Consider the following 19311-nt stretch of genomic DNA (forward strand, 5'->3'; position numbering starts at 1 on the left):
GGTGTCCGCTCTCGCTCCACAAAATCTAACTCGATCCAGTCGCTACGACCGCTGAGGCGTGTGATTTCTGCCATAGACCAGCACAAAATCACCACGCCTCACTCTTCATCCTTAACTAAACACGACCTTGCTTCCCCGGCGTAATCATTTAAACCGCGACGCCTAACAGAGGGTATGCTCGAATCGTCGCTGGAGGTCACCGTCGGCGGCGGCGTCTCGTTTCGCTTCGTCGTCGCCAACGGCGGCGACAGCACCGTCGAACTGACCTTCCGGGACGCCTGCAAGGCCGACTTCGCCGTCTACGAGGGCAGCGAGGAGGTCTGGCGATACAGCGACGACAGAGCGTTCGCGCAGATGCTGACGACCGCGGAACTGCAACCCGGTGAGACGGCGACGTTCGACGCGGAATGGCCCGACCCCAATCCCGGCGACTACACCGCCGAGGCGACGCTTCGGGTCGTCGAACGGGACGTCGAGGCGCGAACGCCCTTTTCAGTCTGACTCCGTCTCGAAGTCCTGCTCCAGCAGTTCCCGCGTGGCCTGCCGGACGGCGTCGTCCGAGGAGCCGTCGGGTTCCCACCCGAGCGCGGCGAGTTTCTCGACGGAGAGTCGCATCCGCGGCACGTCGCCGACCCAGCCGCGGTCGCCGCCCGTGAAGGTGTATTCGGGCTCTATCCCCATCTCGTCGGCGACGATGTCGGCGATGGTCCGGACGGACGTGGTCGTCCGGGTACCGAGGTTGTAGGTGTTGACGGGCGCGTCCGCGTGCTCGACGACGTGGCACATCGCGTCGACGCAGTCGTCGATGTGCATGTAGGACTTCTCCTGTCGGCCGTCGCCGAGAATCTCCAACTCCGAGGGGTCCTCCCGGAGCTTCCGGATGAAGTCGGGGATGACGGCCCCCAACTGGAGACGCGGGCCGACGATGTTGGCGAATCGGAAGTTCCAGACGGTGAAATCGTGGCTGTGGGCATGCACCGACAGCAGCGACTCCTCACCGAGTTTCGAGGCGCCGTAAATGCTGATGGGTTCCAGCGGGGCGTAATCCTCGGGCGTCGGTCGCGGCGCTTCGCCGTAGACCACCGACGAGGAGGTAAAGGCGATGCTGTCGACGCCGACCTCGCGGCAGCGCTCGACGACCGATTCGGTCAGGGCGTTGTTCTCGCGGAACTGCCCCACCTCGTCGCGGCTGGGGTCCTTGTCGGCGGCCAGATGGAAGACGAGGTCCGTCTCGGCGGTGATGGCCTCGCCGATGACCGACGCTTCGCGGATGTCGCCGTCGACGATAGCGGCGGCGTCGGGGACCCACTCGCGACGGCCATTGGCGAACGTGTCGACGACGGTGACGTCGCTGTCGGCGACGAGGCGGTCGGCGAGATGCGAGCCGACGAAGCCGCCGCCACCAGTGATGCAGACGCGCTTTCCTTCGAGGTTCATTACCGACGGTCCGTCCGGGGGCGCCAAGTGGGTTTCGGCCCGTCGACACCGCATGCGCCGCCGCAGGTCGTCGAGACCGCACATCCCGCAAACGAAACCCCCTAACGAGCGGCCGCGCAAGGGGCCGGTATGCAGAACGAACCCGAGGTCGTCGTCCTCCGACTGGGCCACCGGCCCGGCCGGGACAACCGGATGACGACCCACGTCGGCCTCACGGCGCGGGCCCTCGGCGCTGACCGGGTGGTCATCGCGGGCGAGGCCTCGAACCCGAAGGGGACCATCGAGGATATCACCGGCCGGTTCGGCGGCCCCTTCGAGGTGGAGTTGACCGACAGCCACCGCCAGTTGCTCCGCGAGTGGGACGGGACGGTCGTCCACCTGACGATGTACGGCCTGCCGATACAGGACGTCGAGGACGACGTTCGCGATGACCACCGCGAGGAACCGCTCTTGGTCGTCGTCGGCGCCGAGAAGGTTCCCTTCGACGTCTACGAGGCCGCCGACTACAACGTCGGCGTGACGAACCAGCCCCACTCGGAGGTCGCCGGCCTCGCGGTCTTCCTCGACCGCCTCTTCGAGGGGCGGGAACTCGACCGCGAATGGGCCGACGCCGACCGGCAGGTGGTGCCGAAGGCGACGGGCAAGCAGGTCGAACCCGTCGACGAGGAGTGATACGGACGACAGCAGTCCGAACGAGACACCCCTTTCGGAGCTTTTAAACGACTCGCTGGCGCAATTTAACACAATGGCTTTTGAGGAACTGCTGAACGACCCGGTGATTCAGAAGTACCTCCACGAGCTCGTCGGTCCCTCGGGGATGCCCGTCGCGGCGGCCCCGCCGGACGGTGAGGTCACCGACGAGGAACTCGCGGAGGAACTCGGGTTAGAGCTCAACGACGTTCGCCGGGCGCTGTTCATCCTCTACGAGAACGACCTCGCCTCCTATCGGCGCCTCCGCGACGAGGATTCGGGCTGGCTCACCTATCTGTGGACCTTCCAGTACGAGAACATCCCCGAACAGCTCGAAGAGGAGATGGAACGCCTGCTGGAGGCCCTCGAAGAGCGCCGCCAGTACGAGCGGGACAACGAGTTCTACCTCTGTAACAACTGTCAGGTCCGCTTCGAGTTCGGCGAGGCGATGGAGTTCGGCTTCGAATGCCCCGAATGCGGCGGCCCACTGGAAACGATGGACAACGAACGACTCATCGAGGCGATGGACGACCGCATCGAAAAGCTCCGTGACGAACTGCACGTCGAGGACGGCAAGTAGATGGTCATTCTCGCAACCAAGGTCTACGTCGAGGGGGAGGCCAAACGCCGCTCGCTCGATTCGCTGGAATCGCTCGTCGCCAACGACCTCGCCGACCTCGACGCCGAGTTCACGCTCGGCCTCCGGGACGACGGCTTCCCGTCGGTGACGCTGACCGGCGAGGACGCCCCCGCCGCCCGGAGCCTCCTAACAGAGGAGTGGGGCGCGATAACCCCGCACCGAGAGGTCGGCGAAACCTACGTCGGCACGCTGGAATCGTGGGACGACGACGGATTCGTCCTCGATGCCGGCGAGAACGTTCGGGTTCCGAGCGACGAACTCGGCCTCGGGCAAGGCACGCCGTCCCAGATTCGCACGCGGTTCGGCCTCGTCCAGCACATGCCCCTCCGATTCGTCGAGGGCGACGAGGGCGAACCCGCCCGACTGGCCGACGAGGAGCGGGACCGCCTCTACGAGTGGACTCGCGGTACCGAGCGCGTCAACGTCAACAGCGCGACCCGCGCGGAGGTCCGCGCGACGGTCAACCGCTCGGGCCACGCACAGGACATCGTCACCGTCGAGCGCCTCGGCCTGCTCGAACAGAGCATCGTCTGCCGCGAGGAGACCGACGCGCCGGGGCTCCTCTCGGACATCGGACCGCACCTCCAAGCCGAACTACTCGCCGTCGTTCCCTGACCAGCCATGAACCGCCGCCTGCTCGCCGCCGTCGCGCTCGTGGCCGTCCTCGCGCTTGCGGGCTGTTCGACGGTCCTCGGCCCCGACGCCGCGGACCCCGAGGCGCTCTCCGAGGACGCCGACTACGACTTCGATACCGACCGGAACGCCTCCATCGAGATCAACCGCAACAACTACACCGCAGTCTACGACGTCTCGGCGAAGAAGACCGGTGACAACGGCACCATCGAACTCTACCGGACCGACGCCTTCGCCATCGAGCGGCCGCTGGAGCTACGCGGCCTCCAGTTCCGCTATCCGAACGGCACCATCGTCAGATACGTCGACGGCGAGCAGACCCGTATCTATCCGAACGGCACCACGGAACCGACCGACGAACTGGGGGTCGATTCGACCCGCCAGCGTGCCATCGTCGACCTGCCCCACGAGGAGGGACAAATCGCCTTCACGACGCCGAAGAACGGGAAGCGACTCACCGTCGAGACGGTCGTCGAGGGCGACTACGAGGTCGCGCTCCCGCCGAACACCGACGCGTCGATTCCGCTCCTCTCGCAGGTCCGGCCGGCCCCCGACGGCCGCCAGCAGGTCGGCGACCGGGTGGAACTCCACTGGGAGAGCGTCGACAGTCCCATCCTCGTGTTGCGGTGGTATCTCGACCGCGACATCTGGCTGTTCGGCGGTCTCGCCGCCATCGCCAGCGTCATCGGAGCCATCGGCGCCGTCTACTACTATCTCCAGATTCAGCAGGCCAAGGAACTCCGCGAGGAGGAGGGCCTCGACGTCGAGTACGACGACGACCGCGAGGGACCGCCACCGGGGATGCGGTAGCCGCCGCCGTCCCGGGTTCGACGGGGTTTAGCCGGGTGCGACCCAACCGCGTGTATGAACGTCGCGCTGGTCTCGGTCGGCGACGAGTTGCTCTCCGGGGATACCGTCAACACGAACGCCGCATGGCTCGGCGAGCGGTTGACCGACCGCGGCGCGAACGTCGAACGCGCCACCACGGTCCCCGACCGCGAAGCCGACATCGCCCGCGTCGTCAACGAGTACGCCGCCGAATACGACGCCGTCGTCGTCACCGGCGGTCTCGGGCCGACCCACGACGACCTGACAATCGAGAGCGTCGCCGCCGCCGTCGGCCGCGAGGTCGAACCCAACGAGGCGGTCCTCCAGTGGCTCGCCACCGAGGGCGGCTACCAACGCGAGGACCTCACCGACGGCACCGCCGACCTACCGGCCGGCGCACGCCCGCTGCACAACACCGAGGGCGTCGCCCCCGGCTGTGTCGTCGAGAACGTCTACGTCCTGCCGGGCGTCCCCGCCGAGATGAAGGCGATGTTCGAACAGGTCGAAGGCGACTTCGAAGGCGAGACCAGCCACGTCGCCTTCGTCGTCGTCGACGAACCCGAAAGCGCGCTCCTCGACCGCTTCGAGGAACTGCAGGAGCGCTTCGGCGTGACGGTCGGCAGTTATCCCGGCGACCACGTCCGGGTGAAGATTCAGAGTCCCGACGAGGAGGCCGTCGACGAGGCGGCCGCGTGGCTCCGCGAGAACGCGGACGTTTTATAAAAGGTGCGAGCGGTTACCGGTAGAGATACCAGAGCCAGCCGACGGTGACGACGAGGCTGGCAATCAGTACGACCCACCCCGACGCGTCGATGATTCCCGGGGAGTCCTGAAACGCCTGCAGTGGAAGGTTCATACGCCCCCCTTTTTCCGGCCGTCCCTTAATCGATTCGCTTCCCGCCGCTTCGGACGGGCGGGCGCGTCACGCCGCCGTTCACCCCCGAGACCACGCAGTTTTTGGCTTCGGCGGCCCGTCATCCGGTATGCGACGAATCGGGCTGGTCGTCAACCCCATCGCCGGCATGGGCGGCCGCGTCGGACTGAAAGGCACCGACAACAAGGTCGAGGAGGCCCGCCGCCGCGGCGCCGAACCCCGCGCGCCCTCCCGCGCCCAGCAGGCGCTCGAACACCTCCGCGAACAGCCCACCGACGTCGAACTCTACACCTACGGCGGCGTGATGGGCGGAGACGAGGCCGTCGCCGCCGGCTTCTCGCCCGTCGTCGTCGGCCACCCCGAGAGCCGCGACGGGAAGGACACCGCCTCTGCCGACACCAAAGAGGCCGTCCGCCGACTCCTCGAGGAGGACGTCGGCCTCATCCTCTTCGTCGGCGGCGACGGCACCGCCGTCGACGTCGCCGAGACGCTGGACGAACGCGACGCCGAGGTGCCCATCCTCGGCGTCCCCGGCGGCGTCAAGGTCTACTCGTCGGTCTTCGCCGTCACCCCGCGCGCGGCGGGCCGCATCGCCGCCACCTTCGACCGCACCGAGACCCGCGAGGTCAACGACATCGACGAGGACGCCTACCGCGGCGGCGACGTGACGACCGAACTCAAGGCACTGGCGGAGGTGCCGGTCGGCGACGAGATTCAATCCTCGAAGCAAATCGGCGGCGGCACCATCGAGGCGCTGGCCGAGGCCGTCGCCGGCGACATCGGTGACGAAGGCGGCACGTACATCCTCGGGCCGGGGTCGACCGTCGACGCGGTCAAGACCGAACTCGGCTTCAACGGTTCGCCGCTCGGCGTCGATGTCTGGCGAAACGGCGAGGTACTGACACGCGACGCCGGCGAATCCGACATCCTCGCGAACCTCGGCGAGCGCAACGTCATCGTCGTCTCACCCATCGGCGGGCAGGGGTTCATCTTCGGCCGCGGCAACGACCAGATCTCCCCCGACGTGATTCGACAATCGGAAATCGAGGTCATCGCCTCCAAGCAGAAACTCGACGATATCGGCGTCCTCCGGGTCGACACCGGCGACCCCGACCTCGACGAGGAGTTGCGCGGCTGGCAGCGGGTTCGGGTCGGGAAATTCGAACGGCGGCTGTTGAAAGTAGTTTAGCAGCGAACGCTCACGTATCGGTCAATTCGTCGCCGAGCGACCCCTCGTATTTCTCCTGTTCGGCTTCGGGGAGATATTCCTCCTCCCACTCGACGACTTCGGGAAAGCCGGAGAACTCGTGGAGGCTCCCGACCGGTTCGGCGGCGAAGGCATCGTCGACGCTCCGCATCGCTTCCAGTGGGTCGTCGGCGAACGCGGTCATGTCCGCGTGGACGTTGGCTATCGTCGACAGTGTCGAGAATATCGGGAACAACACGAGATTGAAGCCCCACTCCTCGAGGGACTCCAGCGGCACGTACGGCGAGGTGCCGACGTCCCCGACGAAGTTGTAGACGAGCGGGCCGTCGACCTCGCGGCCGATGCGCTGGAGTTCGTCCGTATCGGTCGGCCCCTCGATGAACGCGATATCGGCGCCGACATCGAGGAACGCGTTGGCCCGGTCGATGGCCTCATCGAGGGAGCCGTCGCCCGTCCCGCGTGCGTCGGTCCGGGCGATGATGACGAACTCCTCGGCCCGCTCGTCCCGAACGTCGGCCGCAGCGGCTATCTTCCCGACCGCTTCCTCCTTCGGGATGACCTGCCGTCCCTTCGTGTGGCCACAGCGTTTCGGGAACGTCTGGTCCTCGATGTGGATGGCCGCGACGCCGGCCTTGACGTATTCGCGGACGGTCCGGACGACGTTCGTCGCGTTGCCGTAGCCGTTGTCCGCATCCGCGATGAGCGGCACGTCGATCCGTTCTTGGATGTTCGCGGCGTTGTCTATCATCTCCGGCATCGTGATGAAGCCGGCGTCGGGATAGCCGACCTTCGAGATGGAGGTCCCGTATCCCGTCATGTATATCGCATCGAAGCCGACGTGGTCCGCGACGGCCGCCGTCAGCGGGTCGTGAACGCCGGGACAGGCCAGCAGTTCGTCCTGCTGGAGGCGCTTTCGGAGTTCCCCACCGTACGTTTGCGTGGTCTTAGACATCGTTCGACTCGCTGGCCGGGTGTCGGTCGTCACTGTCGCTGCCGACAGCGGTGGGTGGTGATACGCGCAACGATGAATCCGATTGTCGTGTCATGCTAGGTTTCGTTGTCTTGGTCGAGGTGGGCGATTACGTCGTCGGTCTCGACGACGTCTCCGTACTTGGCGTCGATATCGAGCAGGTTCGCGCGATGGGGGCCTTCGGCGCGGTCGCCGACGGCGTCGGCCGGAACGATGGTCCGATAGCCGTGTTGCAGGCTGTCGACGGCCGTCGCGCGGACACAACCGCTTGTCGTGACGCCGGCGATGACGAGCGTGTCGACCCGGTGGGTCGTCAACTCCGTTTCGAGGTCGGTCCCGAAGAACGCGCTCGCGTACTTCTTGAGGACGACCCGTTCGTCATCCACGGGCGCGACACGGTCGTCGACCTCAACGGCTTCGGTTCCGAGACGTAGCTCCCGCAACGCCGGCACCTTCTCGATGAATCGGCCGGCGTCGCCGTACGATTCCTCGAAGGCCACCGTCGTGAAGTATCGGGGAAGGTTGTGCTCGCGGAAGGCCGACAGGAGACGCGCGGTCTGTTCGATGACGCCGTCGACCTCCGAGCCGAGTTCCGTCCCCGGGTCCGTGAAGGCGTTTATAAGGTCGATAACCACGAGTGCGGGCCGTTCGCCGAGGCCGACGCTCGCGCCGAACTCCTCGCCCTCGTAGTAGTCGTCGATTTCGGTTGGCCGGTCCATGATGTTGGGTAGTCTGTCGCTGAAAGGCGGAATGGTCGGGGCGTCTCAGTCGTGCCGTCCCTCGAACTCGCGGCGTTCGGCGGCTATCTGCTCGGCGAGTTCGTCGTCGTCCGGCAGCGGGCCGTAGTCGAAGTCCGCCAGTTCGTCGCGGTCCTGTCGAATCTCCTCGCGCCGCCGATCGGTCGCGTCGGCGTCGACGGTGTCGTCATCGTCGAGGACGACGCCGTATTCGTCGCGAGCGGCTTCGGCCGATATCAGCCCGCGGCGGACCTCCGTCGCGACGGTCTCGGCCTCGCGTTCGAGCGGGTCGCCGAGCCCGCCGCCGCCGGCGGTGCTGAAGACGAGTTTGTCACCGGCCGACACCGCGACGTTCTCGACCTTCGACGGGAGTTCCTCCACGGTTCCGTCGGTGCGGACGAGTTTCTTCTCGCTCGTCTGTGCGTGCGAGCCCCCGTCGACGCCCCACGGGTAGGTGTGGGCGCGGTCGTCCTGGAAGGTGATTGCACCCGGCTCCTCGAAGGTGTAGACCTTCGTGATTCCGTGGCCGCCGCGGAAGGTGCCCGCGCCGCCGGTGTCCGCTCGGGTGCTGTACTCGTCGATGGTCAGCGGATAGTAGGCCTCCTGATACTCGGCGGGAACCGTCCGGAAGAGCGGCCACCACGAGTGGCCGTCGAGGCCGTCGCCGCCCGGCCGGGCCGGGATGCCGCCGTAGAGGATTTCGAGCATCTGGAAGTCGTTGCCCTCCGAATCGGTGCCCGCGTAGACGAGGTTCGGCGACGTGCCGTAACTCCCCGCCACCGAGAAGCCGTCGATGAGCTTCGAGAACGTCGCCTGCAGGACGTCGAACTGTCGGGCCATCATCGGGAGTCGGTTCCCGAGCGCGGCCGGATACTCCGGCTGGACGACCGTCCCCTCGGGCAGCGTCACCTCGAAGAGGTCGTAGTACCCGTCGTTGAACGTCAACAGCGGGTCGAACGCCATGATGAGGAAGACGCCCGTGAACATCTTGAACATCTTCTCGTTCAGGAGGAAGTTCACCGTCCCGGGCACCTGCTCGTCCGTCCCGGTCCAGTCCAGATGGACGGTATCGCCTTCCCGGTAGATTTCGAGGTGGAGTTTGATGGGGCCGTTGCCCATCCCGTCGTCGTCGACGTAATCCTCGAACGTGTAGCGTTCGCCCTCGGGGACGAACTCGTTGATGAGGTTTATCATCCCGTCCCGGGTGCGGTCGAGGATGGCGTCACAGCCCTCCAGATACGTCTCCTTGCCGAACCGGTCGCAGAGTTCGTGGACGCGCGTCTCGGCGGCCTTGGTCCCGGCCGCCAGTGCCTTGATGTCGGCTTCGGCGTGGTCCGGCAGGCGCGTGTTGTGCGCGAACGTCTCGAGGAGTTCGCTGTCGAACTCCCCGCCCTTGTACAACTTGACCGGCGGGAGGCGAATCCCCTCCTCGAAGATGGTGGTCGCCTGCACCGGCATGCTCCCGGGGGTCTTCCCCCCGACGTCCATCAGGTTCCCCCACTGGCTGGAGAAGCCGACGAGGTCGCCCTCGTAGAAGATGGGCCGCAACAGCAGCATGTCCGGCGTGTGCGAGACGGCGCCGGCACACATGTAGGGGTCGTTGGTGGCGATGACGTCGCCGTCCTCGAGGTCGTCCCAGTCGAACGGCGAGTTCTCGATTATCGTGTCGATGGCCGACCCGAACTGGCCCATGACCATCCGGCCGTGACGGTCGGCGATGAGCGGGAACTGGTCGGACTGTTCCCGGATAACCGGACTGATGGCGGTCGTCTCGACCACCCGGTCCATCTCGTCGCGGGTGTTGGCCAGCGTGCTCTCGATGATGTCGAGCGTCGTCGCGTCGATATCGTGCTCGCCGACGAAATCCGGCGTTTCAGCACTCATTGGCCATCACCTCGCGTGATTTCGATGTTCGCATAGCGGTCGATGGTCGCGGTGTGGTCCGGTTGAACGACGACCGTCGAGTCGTCGTCGATGACGATGGCCGGCCCCGCGAGTTCGTTGCCCGGTCGCAGTTCGGTTCGGTCGTAGATTGGCGTGTCATGGTAGCGGCCGTCGAAATACACCTCGTCGGTGGCCACCAGCGCGTCGCTGGGGTCGGCGCCTTCGAGGTCCGCCGCTTCGATGGTGACGCCCTGAATCGTCCCCTTCCCGATGACCCGAAGGTTGGCGATTTCCAGCGGCGCATCGAGCGTGAAGCCGAACCGGCGGTCGTGGCGGCTCTCGAAGTCGTCCTTGATTTCGGCGAGGCCCGTCTCGCTCCGCAGATTGTCGATGTCGATTGGGATGGACATCTGGATGTCCTGTCGGAAGTAGCGACACTCCGCGAAGTACTCGAAGGCGTGGTTTGCCTCGTCGACGCCCTCGGAGTTCAGCCAGTCGGTCGCTTCCTCGCGCAGGGACTGGAGTTCGTCGTAGACGTCGTCGCCGGTGACGTCGTCGTCGGTCTGGAGATAGGTCTCCGAGAACTCGTTTTGCACGTCCGAGGTGAGGAAGCCGAAGGCCGACATGACGCCCGGGCCGGGCGGGATGACGAGCGGGTACGAATCCATCACGTCCGCGAGCGCGTTCGCGTGCATCGGGCCCGCGCCACCGAAGGCGACGAGGCCGAAATCACGGGGGTCGTACCCACGCTCGACGGAGACGACACGGAGCGCGCCGTGCATGTTCTCGTTGACGATGTCGAGGATGGCCTGTGCGGCCTCCTCGATGGAACTGCCCCGCTCCTCGGCGATGCCGGCGATGGCCTCGCGGGCCGCCTCGTGGTCGAGGTCCATCTTCCCGCCCAACTGGACTCCCGACGGGATGCGACCGAGGACGACGTTCGCGTCGGTGACCGTCGGCTCCTCGCCGCCCTGTCCGTAGCAGGCGGGTCCGGGGTCGGCACCGCTGCTTTCCGGGCCGACCTGCAGCGACCCGCTCAACTGGACGCGGGCGATGGAGCCGCCGCCCGCGCCGACCGTGTTCACGTCGACCGACCGGGATTTGAACTCCCGATAGCCGACCTTGGTCTGGCGCGTCGTCTCGGGCGTGCCGTCCTCGACCAGCGAGACGTCCGTCGACGTGCCGCCCATATCCAGCGTGAGCACGTCGGGGACGCCCTTCTTCGAGGCGATGGTCGCGGCACCGACGACGCCGCCGCTGGGACCGGAGAGGGCGAGTTCGACCGGGCGGCTCTTGGCGGCCGCCGAACTCATCAGTCCGCCGTCGGACCGGACGACGTTCATCTTGGCCGTCGACCCGGCCTCGTTCAGCGACGCATCGAGGTCGTCGAGGTACTGGATGACCTGCGGGCGGGCGTAGTCGTTGATGACCGTCGTGAGCGTCCGTTCGTACTCGCCGTATTCGGGGACGATCTCCGACGATATCGAGACGGGCAACTCCGACGTTTCCTCTTCGACGATTTCCCGGACCCGCTCTTCGTGTTCCGGGTTGAGATACGAGTTGAGCAGGGCGACGGTCAACGACTCGACGCCCGCGGCTTCCAGTTCCCGAACGGCCTCGCGGACCTCCGCCTCGTCGAGCGGTTCCGTCTCCTCGCCGTCCGGTGAATTAATCGTCCCCGAAATCCCTCGCGTGTCCACGAGGTCCGCGAGCGGGTCGGGTTTCTCCATGTCCATCCAGCCGTACAGCGGGCCGGGCGTCCAGGCACGCGCCAGATGCAGGACGTCCTCGTGGCCTTCGGTCGTGATGAGACCGACCCGAGAACCCGTCTCCTCCAGCAGCATGTTCGTCACGACCGTCGTGCCGTGGAAGAGGAGGTCCAGTTCCTCGACCGACGTGCCGGCCTTCGTGGTCGCTTCCTCGATACCCTGTAAGACGCCTTCGGAGGGGTTCTCCGGCGTCGAGAGTACCTTGTCTATGGTGAGTTCGTGCGTGGATTCGTCGAAGACGATGACGTCCGTGAAGGTGCCACCGACGTCCACGCCGAGGTTGTGTGTCATTTGATATCGTACAGTAGGATACAGTCGTTCGGAGGGTAAGAATTCTCCCAACAGCTGTTGGGTCTTTTTATACCAGGGTTGACCACCGCCCATCGAGTTCGCATATGGTAGTGATGGAACGTGTCGTGGAGCGGCCATTACGTACGACCATTTATCCTCGTCGGGCCCGGATAGTTCGGGAACCCCGAGATGTTCACCGCGACGATTCACTTCACACAACACCGGGAATGCATCCTCCGGCGGCTCACCGCGGATACCGACAGGCCACTGCCGATCGAGATCGAGGAGGTCCGGAACGGGTCGGTGACGTTCGTCATCCGGGCGGGTGAGTACGCCGAGCGGTTCCAGCGGGAACTCGACGCCGCCGAGCAGGTCGAACACGTCGACAGGCTGGACGCCGACAACCTCCTCGTGACGAAGCCCTCGTGTGGTGCGTACTCGGCCATCTACCGGAATCACGGGACGCTACGCCGGTCGAACACGGTCCACGGCCAACAGCGGGAGTACAACGTGTTGGTGTTCCGCCGGGAGGACCTCAAGGACATCATCGACGACCTCGAGGAGTTCGGCACCGTCACCCTCGGGAAACTCGAACAGTTCAGCGCGACGTCCGAATCCCCGCTGACCCAGCGCCAACAGGAGGTCGCCGGGGAGGCACTCGCCCGCGGCTACTACGAGTGGCCACGGGCGATCAACAACGAGGAACTCGCCGAAGCGCTCGATATCAGCCGAGCGACGCTTCACGAACACCTCCGAAAGGCCGAACGGAAACTGCTGTCGACGGCGCTCGACGACGAAGCGAACCGCGCCGACAGCCTTCGGGCCGACCACGGGCCGGCTACGAAATCGAACGGATGGTAGTTAGAGCCCTAATTCACGGCCCAGCACGAGGTGCTGAATCTCGCTGGTCCCCTCGCCGATCTCCATGAGCTTGGCGTCCCGATAGAACCGCTGGGGGGCGAAGTCGGTGGTGTAGCCGTAGCCGCCCAGCACCTGCACGGCGTCCTCGGCGATCTCCCGCGAAATCTCGGAGGCGTCGAGTTTGGCCAGCGAGGAGATACGGGTCACGTCCTCGCCGTCGTCGTATTTGACGGCGGCCTTGTGGGTCAGCAGGCGCGCACGCTCGATTTTCCGGTCCATCGAGACGATCATGTCGCGGACGGCGTCGAACTTCGAGATGGGCTGGTCGAACTGCTCGCGTTCGGTGGCGTAATCGCGGGCGGCCTCGAAGGCGCCGACTCCGAGGCCCGTCGAGAGCGCGGCAATCGAGATACGGCCGCCGTCCAGCGTCTTCTTGGTCTGGTCCCAGCCGTCGCCCTCCTCGCCGAGGAGGCGGTCCTCGGGGACCCGGACGTCGTCGAGTTGAATCTCGCAGGTCGGCGAGGCGTTGAGACCCATCTTGTCCCAGACGGTCGTGACCTCGAAGCCGTCGTCTTGCTGGGGGTCGACGATGAACGTCGAGATGCCGTCGTAGCCGGCGCCGGGGTCGGTGACGGCCTTGACGAGGACGGAGCCAGCGACGCTGGCGTTGGTGATGAACTGCTTGGTGCCGTTGAGGACGTATTCGTCGCCGTGTTTCTCGGCCATCGTGTCCATGTCGGAGGCGTCGGAGCCGGATTCGGGTTCGGTCAGCGCCCACGAGCCGAGATACTCGCCCTCCGCGAGCGGCTTGGCCCAGCGTTCCTTCTGCTCTTCGGTCCCGAACTTGACGATAGGCATGGTTGCCAGCGAGGTGTGGGCGACATACGAGAGGCCGATGGACCCGGAGACGCGGCCGAGTTCCTCGGCGACGAGCGCGTACATGAGATAGTCGCCGCCGGCACCGCCGTACTCCTCGGGGACGGGCACGCCCATCAGGTCGAGGTCGGCCAACTCCTCGAAGATTTCCTCGGGGAAGCGGTGGTCGTCCTCGATGTCCTGTGCGATGGGCTCGATTTCCGTCTCACAGAAATCCCGGACGACCTCACGGGTCATCTGGTGTTCGTCGGGGAGCGTGAAGTCCATGACAGAATGCTTCGACGGCGGCAAAATAAACGTGCCGGCACCAGAGACCACTCGTTTATCGTTTCTCCGCTCGCACGCACGTTTAAGTCCCGAGGCGGCCTACCCAGAGAGGATGGCGTTTCGACGCGTCCTCCGGGCGAGCGTGCCACAGTCCCGACTCCGGTCGGTCGGCGAGGAGGTCGCGGAACGCTACGGCGAGTCGCTGGACTCCATCGAGCCGCTGGAGGCGGACAACTGGCTGTCGGTGCCGTGTGTCGTCAACGAGCACTGGTTCGTGAAGGTCATCGCCGACCAGCACACGCTGGTCCACGGCCTCCTGACGGCGGGTCGCAACATCGGCGCCTTCTCCGCGGGCACCGAGGGCTTCTTCGAGCACTTCTCGACGCCGCTGGAGATGGCCGAACACGAACTCGAATCGACCCGGCGGATGCGCGAGTTGGGCGTCGAGGCGCCCGAACCCCTCGAAGCCTTCGAACACGACGGCCTCGGCGTGCTCGTCCTCGAATACCTGCCCTCCTTTCGCACGCTCGATGAGGTGTCCCGCGAGGAACTCGACCCGCTCGTTTCCGACCTCTTCGAGAACCTCTCGCGGATGCACGCCGCCGGCATCGCCCACGGCGACCTGCGGGCCGAGAACGTTCTCGTGGCACCGAAAGACGGCGAGGAGACGCTCTACTTCATCGACGCGACGCGAGTCAGCGGCGACGCCATCGAGGACGCGAAGGCCTACGACCTCGCGTGCGCGCTGGCCTCGCTGGCCCCGCTTTTGGGGGCGGCCGACGCCGTCGCGGCGGCCGCCGACCACTACTCCGCCGAGGAGTTGCTTTCGGCCCGGGAGTTCCTCGATTTCGTCAATCTCCGGCCCGACCACGATTTCGATGCGGCCCACGTCAAAGGCGAGATAGAGAAGACCGCGGCGTAGGTCGAGCGATACGAAGGCATATCCGAGAGGCCGAACCATTTCCGATATGCCGCCGATTCACGCAAACCAGCGAGTGGCCGTCCTTGCCGACTCGCAGAACCTCTACCACACCGCACACACCCTCTATTCGCAGAACCTCGATTACACCGCCATCCTCGATGACGCCGTCGCCGACCGCGAACTCGTCCGGGCTATCGCCTACGTCATCCGCGCGGAATCGCCCTCCGAGGAGGACTTCTTCGAGGCGCTCCGCGACATCGGCTTCGAGACGAAAATAAAGGACATCAAGACCTTCGCCGACGGTAGCCAGAAGGCCAACTGGGACCTCGGGATGACGCTGGACGCCGTGACGCTGGCCTCCAAAATCGACACCTTCGTCCTCTGTAGCGGCGACGGCGACTTCGCCCGCCTCTGTACCCACCTCCGACACGAGGGGGTCCGCACCGAAGTCATGGGCTTTCGCTCCTCGACCGCCGAGGAACTGGTCGAGGCCGCCGACTCCTTCGTCGACCTGAGCGAGGACGAAGAACGGTACCTCTTATAAGCCCGGGGACGCCTACGACTGCGAATCCGGGTTCCGCCGACTCGTCGCCTCGATGGCCTCGCTTAGCACGTCGACGCCGATCTCCAGCGAGTCCTCGTCGACGTCGAAGGTCGCGGTGTGGTGGCCGCCCGGATGGTCCGTTCCGATGCCGACGTAGGTCGCGAGACCGCCGTTGTCCTGAACGTACTGCATGAGGAAGGTGGCGTCCTCGCTGCCGCCGAGTTCGCCCCGGCGAGTTGGCTGTCTGACCTCGGGGTGGGCCTCTGAGATACCGTGGACGATATCGACCAGTTCCTCGTCGCTTTCCGCGGAGGGGGCTTCGCCCTCGATTTCGATATCGCACTCGCAATCGTGGGACAGCGCCGCGCCCTCGAAGACCTTCTCGGCGCGGTCGAAGGTGTAATCCCGAATCTCGGTCGTCTCGCCGCGGACCTCGCCGTGGACGAACGCCTCCTCGGGGATGATGTTCGTCGCCGTCCCGCCGCCGACCCGCCCGGCGTTGACGCGGGAGGCGCCGTCGCTGTGGCGGGGGATACCGTAGAGGTTCTGGACCGCGGTCGCCATCGCCTGCACGGCGTTGCGACCTTCCTCCGGTCGGGCGCCCGCGTGGCCCGGTGCGCCCGAAAACGTCGTGTAGAACTGCGTCACCGCGAGGATGCCGCCGATGCCGGCGACGACTTCGCCGGTCGGGAAATCGAGGCCGACGTGGAGCGCATAGAGGTAGTCGACGTCGTCGAGGTGGCCGGATTCGGCCATCGGCTTGCCGCCGCCGATGACCTCCTCCGCGGGTTGGAAGAACACCTTCAGCGTTCCCGAGAAGTCGCTATCCTTGACCGCCTCGATGACGCCGAGGCCGATGGTCGCGTGGGCGTCGTGGCCGCAGGCGTGCATCGCGCCCGTCTCCGAGCGGAAGCCTTCGCGGGCAGGGTGGTGGTCCTCGTCGGTCGATTCCTCCCGCGGCAGGCCGTCGATATCGACCCGGAGGCCGACCGTTGGTCCCTCGCCCTGTTCGATGACGGCGACGGCGCCGGTCCAGCCGCCCTCCATCTTCTCCAGCAGGTTGGGGTCGGCGCCAGCCTCGCGTGCGCGGGCCATCCACGCGTCGAGTTCGTCGGCTTCGGGCACCGAGAGTCGCTTGTCGGCCAGTACGTCACGGCCGACGTAGAGGTCGTCGACGCCGATGGATTCCAGTTCCTCGACGATGCGTGCGGTCGTCCAGAACTCCTTCCAGGCGGGTTCCGGGTGGCGGTGCAACTCCCGGCGCAGTTCGACCAGTCGGTCACGGCGCGTGCTCATACGTGGTCCGTAGCACGCCCCAAACATATACTGTCGGTGCTCGACCGCTGACGACACGCTCTTTGAGCCGCGGTGACTACGTGCCGTATGGACGTTTCACGGCGGCGTCTGCTCGCCGGTGTCGGGGGCCTCTCCGCCGTCACGCTCGCGGGGTGTACGGGCGGGTCGCCCGGCCGGACATCGACGGCGGTGTTCGTCACCAACGAACTCGACGAGGAAACGCGGGTGACCCTCCGGATGTACCGGCTTCCGGATGGAGCGGCCGAATCCGGGGGAACCGACGCCGGAACGACCGATACCGAAACGACCACGGTCGACACGACCGAACTCGAACAGGTGTATCGACAGCGGGCGACGTTGGCGCCGGAGGAGGGCTTCGCCGTCGACGGCGAGGCGGTTCCGAACGCGGACCTGCGGCTTCGGGTGGTGACGACCGCCGGAACCGAAGGAACGTACGACTGGGAGCGCGTCGACGAGCTATCGTCGATAGACGTCCGAATCAGGGAGTCCGGGACGCTGTTTACGGAACTGGACTAGCGACTGCCGGGCGCGGACACGCGCTCGACGTCGACGTCGAGGTGGATACCCGGGGGGAACTCCTGGCCGGCGACGTTTCGGGCGAACTCGTCGTGGCCGACGACCTCCATCGTTCGCGTATAGACGGTGTAGTTCCACGACCGGAATCGGGGGCCGCTGGCCGAGAGCCGCTTGGATTGCGGTATCGACGCGTCGTGCGGTGACTCGGCGTGCGGTCCCCGAAGCTCGACGCCCTTCCGTTCGGCGCGCGTTTTGATGTTCCCGACGATTCGTTCCAGAACGTTGCGGTCCCCGCTCTGGAGCGTCAGGGTGGTGACGAAGGGCATACAGCCTACTGGATGCTCGATGCTCAAAAGCGCACCTATCCGACCAGCGGTGTGGGCGCCGACCCCAAACGCCGGAATCGGCCGTCCGATATCCCTTTAAGCGGTGGCCGTTTACCCGAAAGTAATGCAAGAGGCCACGAGCGCGGGAGCCATCCTCTTTCGCGATACGCGTGGCCGGCGTGAGTACCTGCTGCTCAAGTCCCGTCCCGGCGACTGGGAGTTTCCCAAAGGCGGCGTCGAGGGCTCGGAGGAACTCCAGCAGACCGCCATCCGCGAAGTGAAAGAGGAGGCCGGAATCGAGGATTTCCGGCTGTTAGACGGCTTCCGAAAGGACTACGACTACGTGTTCGAAGCGAACGGAACGACCATCCACAAGACCGTCCACCTGTTCGTCGCCAAATCCTACGAGGCGTCGGCGGAACTCTCCGAGGAGCACCGCGACATGCAGTGGCGCGACTACGAGCAGGCGATAAACACCATCACGCAGGACGGCCCCCGCGAGATACTCGAGGACGCCCACGAGTTCCTCGACGAGAAACTCGACGGCGACGAGGACGACGAGGAGTAATCCCGACACGGGACCGGTCGGCCGGCCGATAGCGGCCGCCACCGCGAACCCTTTTCTCGCCGCCTCACGAGACCACGCCCATGAGTCGCATCGGCAGAGCGCCGTTCGCCGTCCTCTTTCTCGCCGGGTTCGTCGGCGTCCTCGCAGTGCTGCCCTACCTGTTCGCCCTCGTGCCGCCGACCGGGGAGGTTTCGGTGGCGGTCATCGCCGTCGCGACCTGACGTTGCACGTCGTCATCGCGGAACTGCTGGCGGTCGCTGGCGGCGTCTAAAAACAGTTACCGGCTACTGGAAGCCGCGAATCGACTGGGCTTGCGTGCTCCCCTCGTCGGCCTCGTGGAGGCGCTTGGCGAGTTCCTCGCGGGCCTCCTGAATCTCGTCGGCACGCTCGATGAGCGCGTCGGTCTCGACGTCGATGTCGGCGAGGGGGCCGATACCGTGTTCGAGGAGGACGCGAGCGGCCTCCGGGTCCGGGAACTGGGCCTCCGTCTGCACGATGAGGCCGACGGCGTCGAGGTCCGTTTCGGCGGCGTGGTTGAGCAGCGCGCCGGTCGGCCCGGTGATGATACCACTCTGTCGGGGCGGGACGATGCCCTCCGCCTCGATGCGGTCGTGGCCCGCGCCGGTGGCGACGCCGTACATCTCCGGAACGCCGTCTTTCTCCTCGGGGAGGCCGCTGAGATACAGCGGGAAGACGTCGTTGGCGTCGAGCCAGCCCGTGACGCAGGTGGCGAACTCGCTCGCCTGCCTGGGCGAGATGGGGACGTCGCTCTGGAGGACGAGCAGGTCGTGCTCGCTGTCCGCGTAGAGGCGGACGGGTGGCCGGATATCGGACTGTTCGCCCTCGTAGACGGCGACCTCCGGGAGTCCCTCGCAGTGAATCGCGCCGTAGTAGTCCATATCGAACTCCTCGACGAGGTGGTCGGCCGCGATCTTCCCGACGAGGCCGGCCCCCGGCAGCCCCTCGACCAGCACGGGCGAATCGAGGTCGATACCGTCGGCCTGAACCTGAACGTGTGCCATAGGTATACGGTGGCGTGGACGCCCCTTAACTGTGGTCGCCGGACGGTCAGATACGCTTTCGGGCGGCCATCGGCGTTCCCGTCGACCGCTCGAGACCGACACCGACAAAGCCACCGCAACCACAGGACGCGT

General features: G+C 66.0%; 22 protein-coding genes and 1 pseudogene. 13 read left to right on the forward strand and 10 right to left on the reverse strand.

Annotation, left to right across the window (positions count from 1 at the left end; genetic code table 11):
• Positions 1 to 74, reverse strand: a pseudogene (locus U5914_RS05590) (IS6 family transposase); the annotation flags it as partial.
• 100 nt (positions 75 to 174) lie between these two features.
• Between U5914_RS05590 and U5914_RS05595 the strand changes: the two are divergent.
• Entirely contained in the window at positions 175 to 501 is a 327-nt protein-coding gene (locus U5914_RS05595; protein WP_336134773.1) for a BsuPI-related putative proteinase inhibitor, read from the forward strand.
• Here the strand turns inward: U5914_RS05595 and U5914_RS05600 are convergent.
• Positions 493 to 1437, reverse strand: a complete 945-nt coding sequence (locus U5914_RS05600; RefSeq protein WP_336134774.1) for an NAD-dependent epimerase/dehydratase family protein — start codon at positions 1435 to 1437, stop codon at positions 493 to 495. The two genes, U5914_RS05595 and U5914_RS05600, sit on opposite strands and share 9 nt — an antisense overlap.
• A gap of 129 nt (positions 1438 to 1566) precedes the next feature.
• On the opposite strand from U5914_RS05600, the gene U5914_RS05605 reads away from it, so the two are divergent.
• From U5914_RS05605 to U5914_RS05630, 6 genes are all read left to right on the forward strand, one after another.
• The gene (locus U5914_RS05605) at positions 1567 to 2109 is read left to right on the forward strand and encodes a tRNA (cytidine(56)-2'-O)-methyltransferase (RefSeq protein ID WP_336134775.1); all 543 of its coding nucleotides are present in this window, start codon (positions 1567 to 1569) and stop codon (positions 2107 to 2109) included.
• A 73-nt stretch (positions 2110 to 2182) separates the two neighbouring features.
• Positions 2183 to 2707, forward strand: coding sequence for a transcription factor E (tfe, locus tag U5914_RS05610; RefSeq protein ID WP_336134776.1), 525 nt, complete (start codon positions 2183 to 2185; stop codon positions 2705 to 2707).
• Entirely contained in the window at positions 2708 to 3382 is a 675-nt protein-coding gene (locus U5914_RS05615) for a DUF2110 family protein (RefSeq protein WP_336134777.1), read from the forward strand.
• A 6-nt stretch (positions 3383 to 3388) separates the two neighbouring features.
• Complete coding sequence (locus U5914_RS05620; protein WP_336134778.1) at positions 3389 to 4210, forward strand: DUF5803 family protein; 822 nt, start codon at positions 3389 to 3391, stop codon at positions 4208 to 4210.
• Between the two features lie 54 nt (positions 4211 to 4264).
• Positions 4265 to 4951, forward strand: coding sequence for a competence/damage-inducible protein A (locus U5914_RS05625; RefSeq protein WP_336134779.1), 687 nt, complete (start codon positions 4265 to 4267; stop codon positions 4949 to 4951).
• A 260-nt stretch (positions 4952 to 5211) separates the two neighbouring features.
• Positions 5212 to 6291 (forward strand): ATP-NAD kinase family protein, encoded by a 1080-nt coding sequence (locus U5914_RS05630; protein ID WP_336134780.1) that lies wholly within the window; start codon positions 5212 to 5214, stop codon positions 6289 to 6291.
• A 10-nt stretch (positions 6292 to 6301) separates the two neighbouring features.
• Here U5914_RS05630 and U5914_RS05635 read toward each other — a convergent pair whose 3' ends face one another.
• The 4 genes from U5914_RS05635 to U5914_RS05650 all read right to left on the reverse strand — a co-directional run bounded on the left by U5914_RS05635 (position 6302) and on the right by U5914_RS05650 (position 11960).
• Positions 6302 to 7261, reverse strand: a complete 960-nt coding sequence (locus U5914_RS05635; protein WP_336134781.1) for an isocitrate lyase/PEP mutase family protein — start codon at positions 7259 to 7261, stop codon at positions 6302 to 6304.
• A 95-nt stretch (positions 7262 to 7356) separates the two neighbouring features.
• Positions 7357 to 7998: an isochorismatase family protein gene (locus U5914_RS05640; protein ID WP_336134782.1), complete on the reverse strand. Its 642-nt coding sequence runs from the start codon at positions 7996 to 7998 to the stop codon at positions 7357 to 7359.
• A gap of 45 nt (positions 7999 to 8043) precedes the next feature.
• Positions 8044 to 9900, reverse strand: a complete 1857-nt coding sequence (locus tag U5914_RS05645; protein WP_336134783.1) for a hydantoinase B/oxoprolinase family protein — start codon at positions 9898 to 9900, stop codon at positions 8044 to 8046.
• Positions 9897 to 11960, reverse strand: coding sequence for a hydantoinase/oxoprolinase family protein (locus U5914_RS05650; protein WP_336134784.1), 2064 nt, complete (start codon positions 11958 to 11960; stop codon positions 9897 to 9899). The genes U5914_RS05645 and U5914_RS05650 overlap by 4 nt, the downstream gene beginning before the upstream one ends.
• A gap of 189 nt (positions 11961 to 12149) precedes the next feature.
• Here U5914_RS05650 and U5914_RS05655 point away from each other — a divergent pair, with 189 nt between their 5' ends.
• Complete coding sequence (locus U5914_RS05655; RefSeq protein ID WP_336134785.1) at positions 12150 to 12821, forward strand: helix-turn-helix domain-containing protein; 672 nt, start codon at positions 12150 to 12152, stop codon at positions 12819 to 12821.
• Here the strand turns inward: U5914_RS05655 and U5914_RS05660 are convergent, their stop codons facing one another.
• On the reverse strand, positions 12822 to 13964 hold the full coding sequence (locus tag U5914_RS05660) for an acyl-CoA dehydrogenase family protein (protein WP_336134786.1): 1143 nt from the start codon (positions 13962 to 13964) through the stop codon (positions 12822 to 12824). It abuts the gene before it with no gap.
• 112 nt (positions 13965 to 14076) lie between these two features.
• Between U5914_RS05660 and U5914_RS05665 the strand changes: the two genes are divergently transcribed.
• Both U5914_RS05665 and U5914_RS05670 read left to right on the forward strand, forming a co-directional pair.
• Complete coding sequence (locus U5914_RS05665; protein ID WP_336134787.1) at positions 14077 to 14886, forward strand: RIO1 family regulatory kinase/ATPase domain-containing protein; 810 nt, start codon at positions 14077 to 14079, stop codon at positions 14884 to 14886.
• A 46-nt stretch (positions 14887 to 14932) separates the two neighbouring features.
• On the forward strand, positions 14933 to 15430 hold the full coding sequence (locus U5914_RS05670) for a LabA-like NYN domain-containing protein (RefSeq protein ID WP_336134788.1): 498 nt from the start codon (positions 14933 to 14935) through the stop codon (positions 15428 to 15430).
• Between the two features lie 12 nt (positions 15431 to 15442).
• Here the strand turns inward: U5914_RS05670 and U5914_RS05675 are convergent, their stop codons facing one another.
• Positions 15443 to 16726, reverse strand: a complete 1284-nt coding sequence (locus tag U5914_RS05675; RefSeq protein ID WP_336134789.1) for an amidohydrolase — start codon at positions 16724 to 16726, stop codon at positions 15443 to 15445.
• 87 nt (positions 16727 to 16813) lie between these two features.
• On the opposite strand from U5914_RS05675, the gene U5914_RS05680 reads away from it, so the two are divergent.
• Positions 16814 to 17263: a hypothetical protein gene (locus tag U5914_RS05680; protein ID WP_336134790.1), complete on the forward strand. Its 450-nt coding sequence runs from the start codon at positions 16814 to 16816 to the stop codon at positions 17261 to 17263.
• Here the strand turns inward: U5914_RS05680 and U5914_RS05685 are convergent.
• The gene (locus tag U5914_RS05685; protein WP_336134791.1) at positions 17260 to 17589 is read right to left on the reverse strand and encodes an uS10/mL48 family ribosomal protein; all 330 of its coding nucleotides are present in this window, start codon (positions 17587 to 17589) and stop codon (positions 17260 to 17262) included. The genes U5914_RS05680 and U5914_RS05685 overlap by 4 nt on opposite strands.
• A gap of 124 nt (positions 17590 to 17713) precedes the next feature.
• Between U5914_RS05685 and U5914_RS05690 the strand changes: the two genes are divergently transcribed.
• Both U5914_RS05690 and U5914_RS05695 read left to right on the forward strand, forming a co-directional pair.
• On the forward strand, positions 17714 to 18157 hold the full coding sequence (locus U5914_RS05690; RefSeq protein ID WP_336134792.1) for a bis(5'-nucleosyl)-tetraphosphatase: 444 nt from the start codon (positions 17714 to 17716) through the stop codon (positions 18155 to 18157).
• A gap of 80 nt (positions 18158 to 18237) precedes the next feature.
• Positions 18238 to 18378: a hypothetical protein gene (locus tag U5914_RS05695; RefSeq protein ID WP_336134793.1), complete on the forward strand. Its 141-nt coding sequence runs from the start codon at positions 18238 to 18240 to the stop codon at positions 18376 to 18378.
• Positions 18379 to 18441: 63 nt separating this feature from the next.
• Here U5914_RS05695 and U5914_RS05700 read toward each other — a convergent pair whose 3' ends face one another.
• Positions 18442 to 19179: a proteasome assembly chaperone family protein gene (locus U5914_RS05700; protein WP_336134794.1), complete on the reverse strand. Its 738-nt coding sequence runs from the start codon at positions 19177 to 19179 to the stop codon at positions 18442 to 18444.
• Positions 19180 to 19311 lie beyond the last annotated feature (132 nt).

This window comes from Natronomonas amylolytica (genome assembly GCF_037031205.1).
Classification (GTDB): domain Archaea; phylum Halobacteriota; class Halobacteria; order Halobacteriales; family Haloarculaceae; genus Natronomonas; species Natronomonas amylolytica.

Bases quoted from the DNA above. Each gene is read 5' to 3' on its own strand.
- U5914_RS05595 (WP_336134773.1), top strand. From the start codon at position 175: ATGCTCGAATCGTCGCTGGAGGTCACCGTCGGCGGCGGCGTCTCGTTT.
- U5914_RS05600 (WP_336134774.1), bottom strand. From the start codon at position 1,437: ATGAACCTCGAAGGAAAGCGCGTCTGCATCACTGGTGGCGGCGGCTTC.
- U5914_RS05605 (WP_336134775.1), top strand. From the start codon at position 1,567: ATGCAGAACGAACCCGAGGTCGTCGTCCTCCGACTGGGCCACCGGCCC.
- tfe (WP_336134776.1), top strand. From the start codon at position 2,183: ATGGCTTTTGAGGAACTGCTGAACGACCCGGTGATTCAGAAGTACCTC.
- U5914_RS05615 (WP_336134777.1), top strand. From the start codon at position 2,708: ATGGTCATTCTCGCAACCAAGGTCTACGTCGAGGGGGAGGCCAAACGC.
- U5914_RS05620 (WP_336134778.1), top strand. From the start codon at position 3,389: ATGAACCGCCGCCTGCTCGCCGCCGTCGCGCTCGTGGCCGTCCTCGCG.
- U5914_RS05625 (WP_336134779.1), top strand. From the start codon at position 4,265: ATGAACGTCGCGCTGGTCTCGGTCGGCGACGAGTTGCTCTCCGGGGAT.
- U5914_RS05630 (WP_336134780.1), top strand. From the start codon at position 5,212: ATGCGACGAATCGGGCTGGTCGTCAACCCCATCGCCGGCATGGGCGGC.
- U5914_RS05635 (WP_336134781.1), bottom strand. From the start codon at position 7,261: ATGTCTAAGACCACGCAAACGTACGGTGGGGAACTCCGAAAGCGCCTC.
- U5914_RS05640 (WP_336134782.1), bottom strand. From the start codon at position 7,998: ATGGACCGGCCAACCGAAATCGACGACTACTACGAGGGCGAGGAGTTC.
- U5914_RS05645 (WP_336134783.1), bottom strand. From the start codon at position 9,900: ATGAGTGCTGAAACGCCGGATTTCGTCGGCGAGCACGATATCGACGCG.
- U5914_RS05650 (WP_336134784.1), bottom strand. From the start codon at position 11,960: ATGACACACAACCTCGGCGTGGACGTCGGTGGCACCTTCACGGACGTC.
- U5914_RS05655 (WP_336134785.1), top strand. From the start codon at position 12,150: ATGTTCACCGCGACGATTCACTTCACACAACACCGGGAATGCATCCTC.
- U5914_RS05660 (WP_336134786.1), bottom strand. From the start codon at position 13,964: ATGGACTTCACGCTCCCCGACGAACACCAGATGACCCGTGAGGTCGTC.
- U5914_RS05665 (WP_336134787.1), top strand. From the start codon at position 14,077: ATGGCGTTTCGACGCGTCCTCCGGGCGAGCGTGCCACAGTCCCGACTC.
- U5914_RS05670 (WP_336134788.1), top strand. From the start codon at position 14,933: ATGCCGCCGATTCACGCAAACCAGCGAGTGGCCGTCCTTGCCGACTCG.
- U5914_RS05675 (WP_336134789.1), bottom strand. From the start codon at position 16,726: ATGAGCACGCGCCGTGACCGACTGGTCGAACTGCGCCGGGAGTTGCAC.
- U5914_RS05680 (WP_336134790.1), top strand. From the start codon at position 16,814: ATGGACGTTTCACGGCGGCGTCTGCTCGCCGGTGTCGGGGGCCTCTCC.
- U5914_RS05685 (WP_336134791.1), bottom strand. From the start codon at position 17,589: ATGCCCTTCGTCACCACCCTGACGCTCCAGAGCGGGGACCGCAACGTT.
- U5914_RS05690 (WP_336134792.1), top strand. From the start codon at position 17,714: ATGCAAGAGGCCACGAGCGCGGGAGCCATCCTCTTTCGCGATACGCGT.
- U5914_RS05695 (WP_336134793.1), top strand. From the start codon at position 18,238: ATGAGTCGCATCGGCAGAGCGCCGTTCGCCGTCCTCTTTCTCGCCGGG.
- U5914_RS05700 (WP_336134794.1), bottom strand. From the start codon at position 19,179: ATGGCACACGTTCAGGTTCAGGCCGACGGTATCGACCTCGATTCGCCC.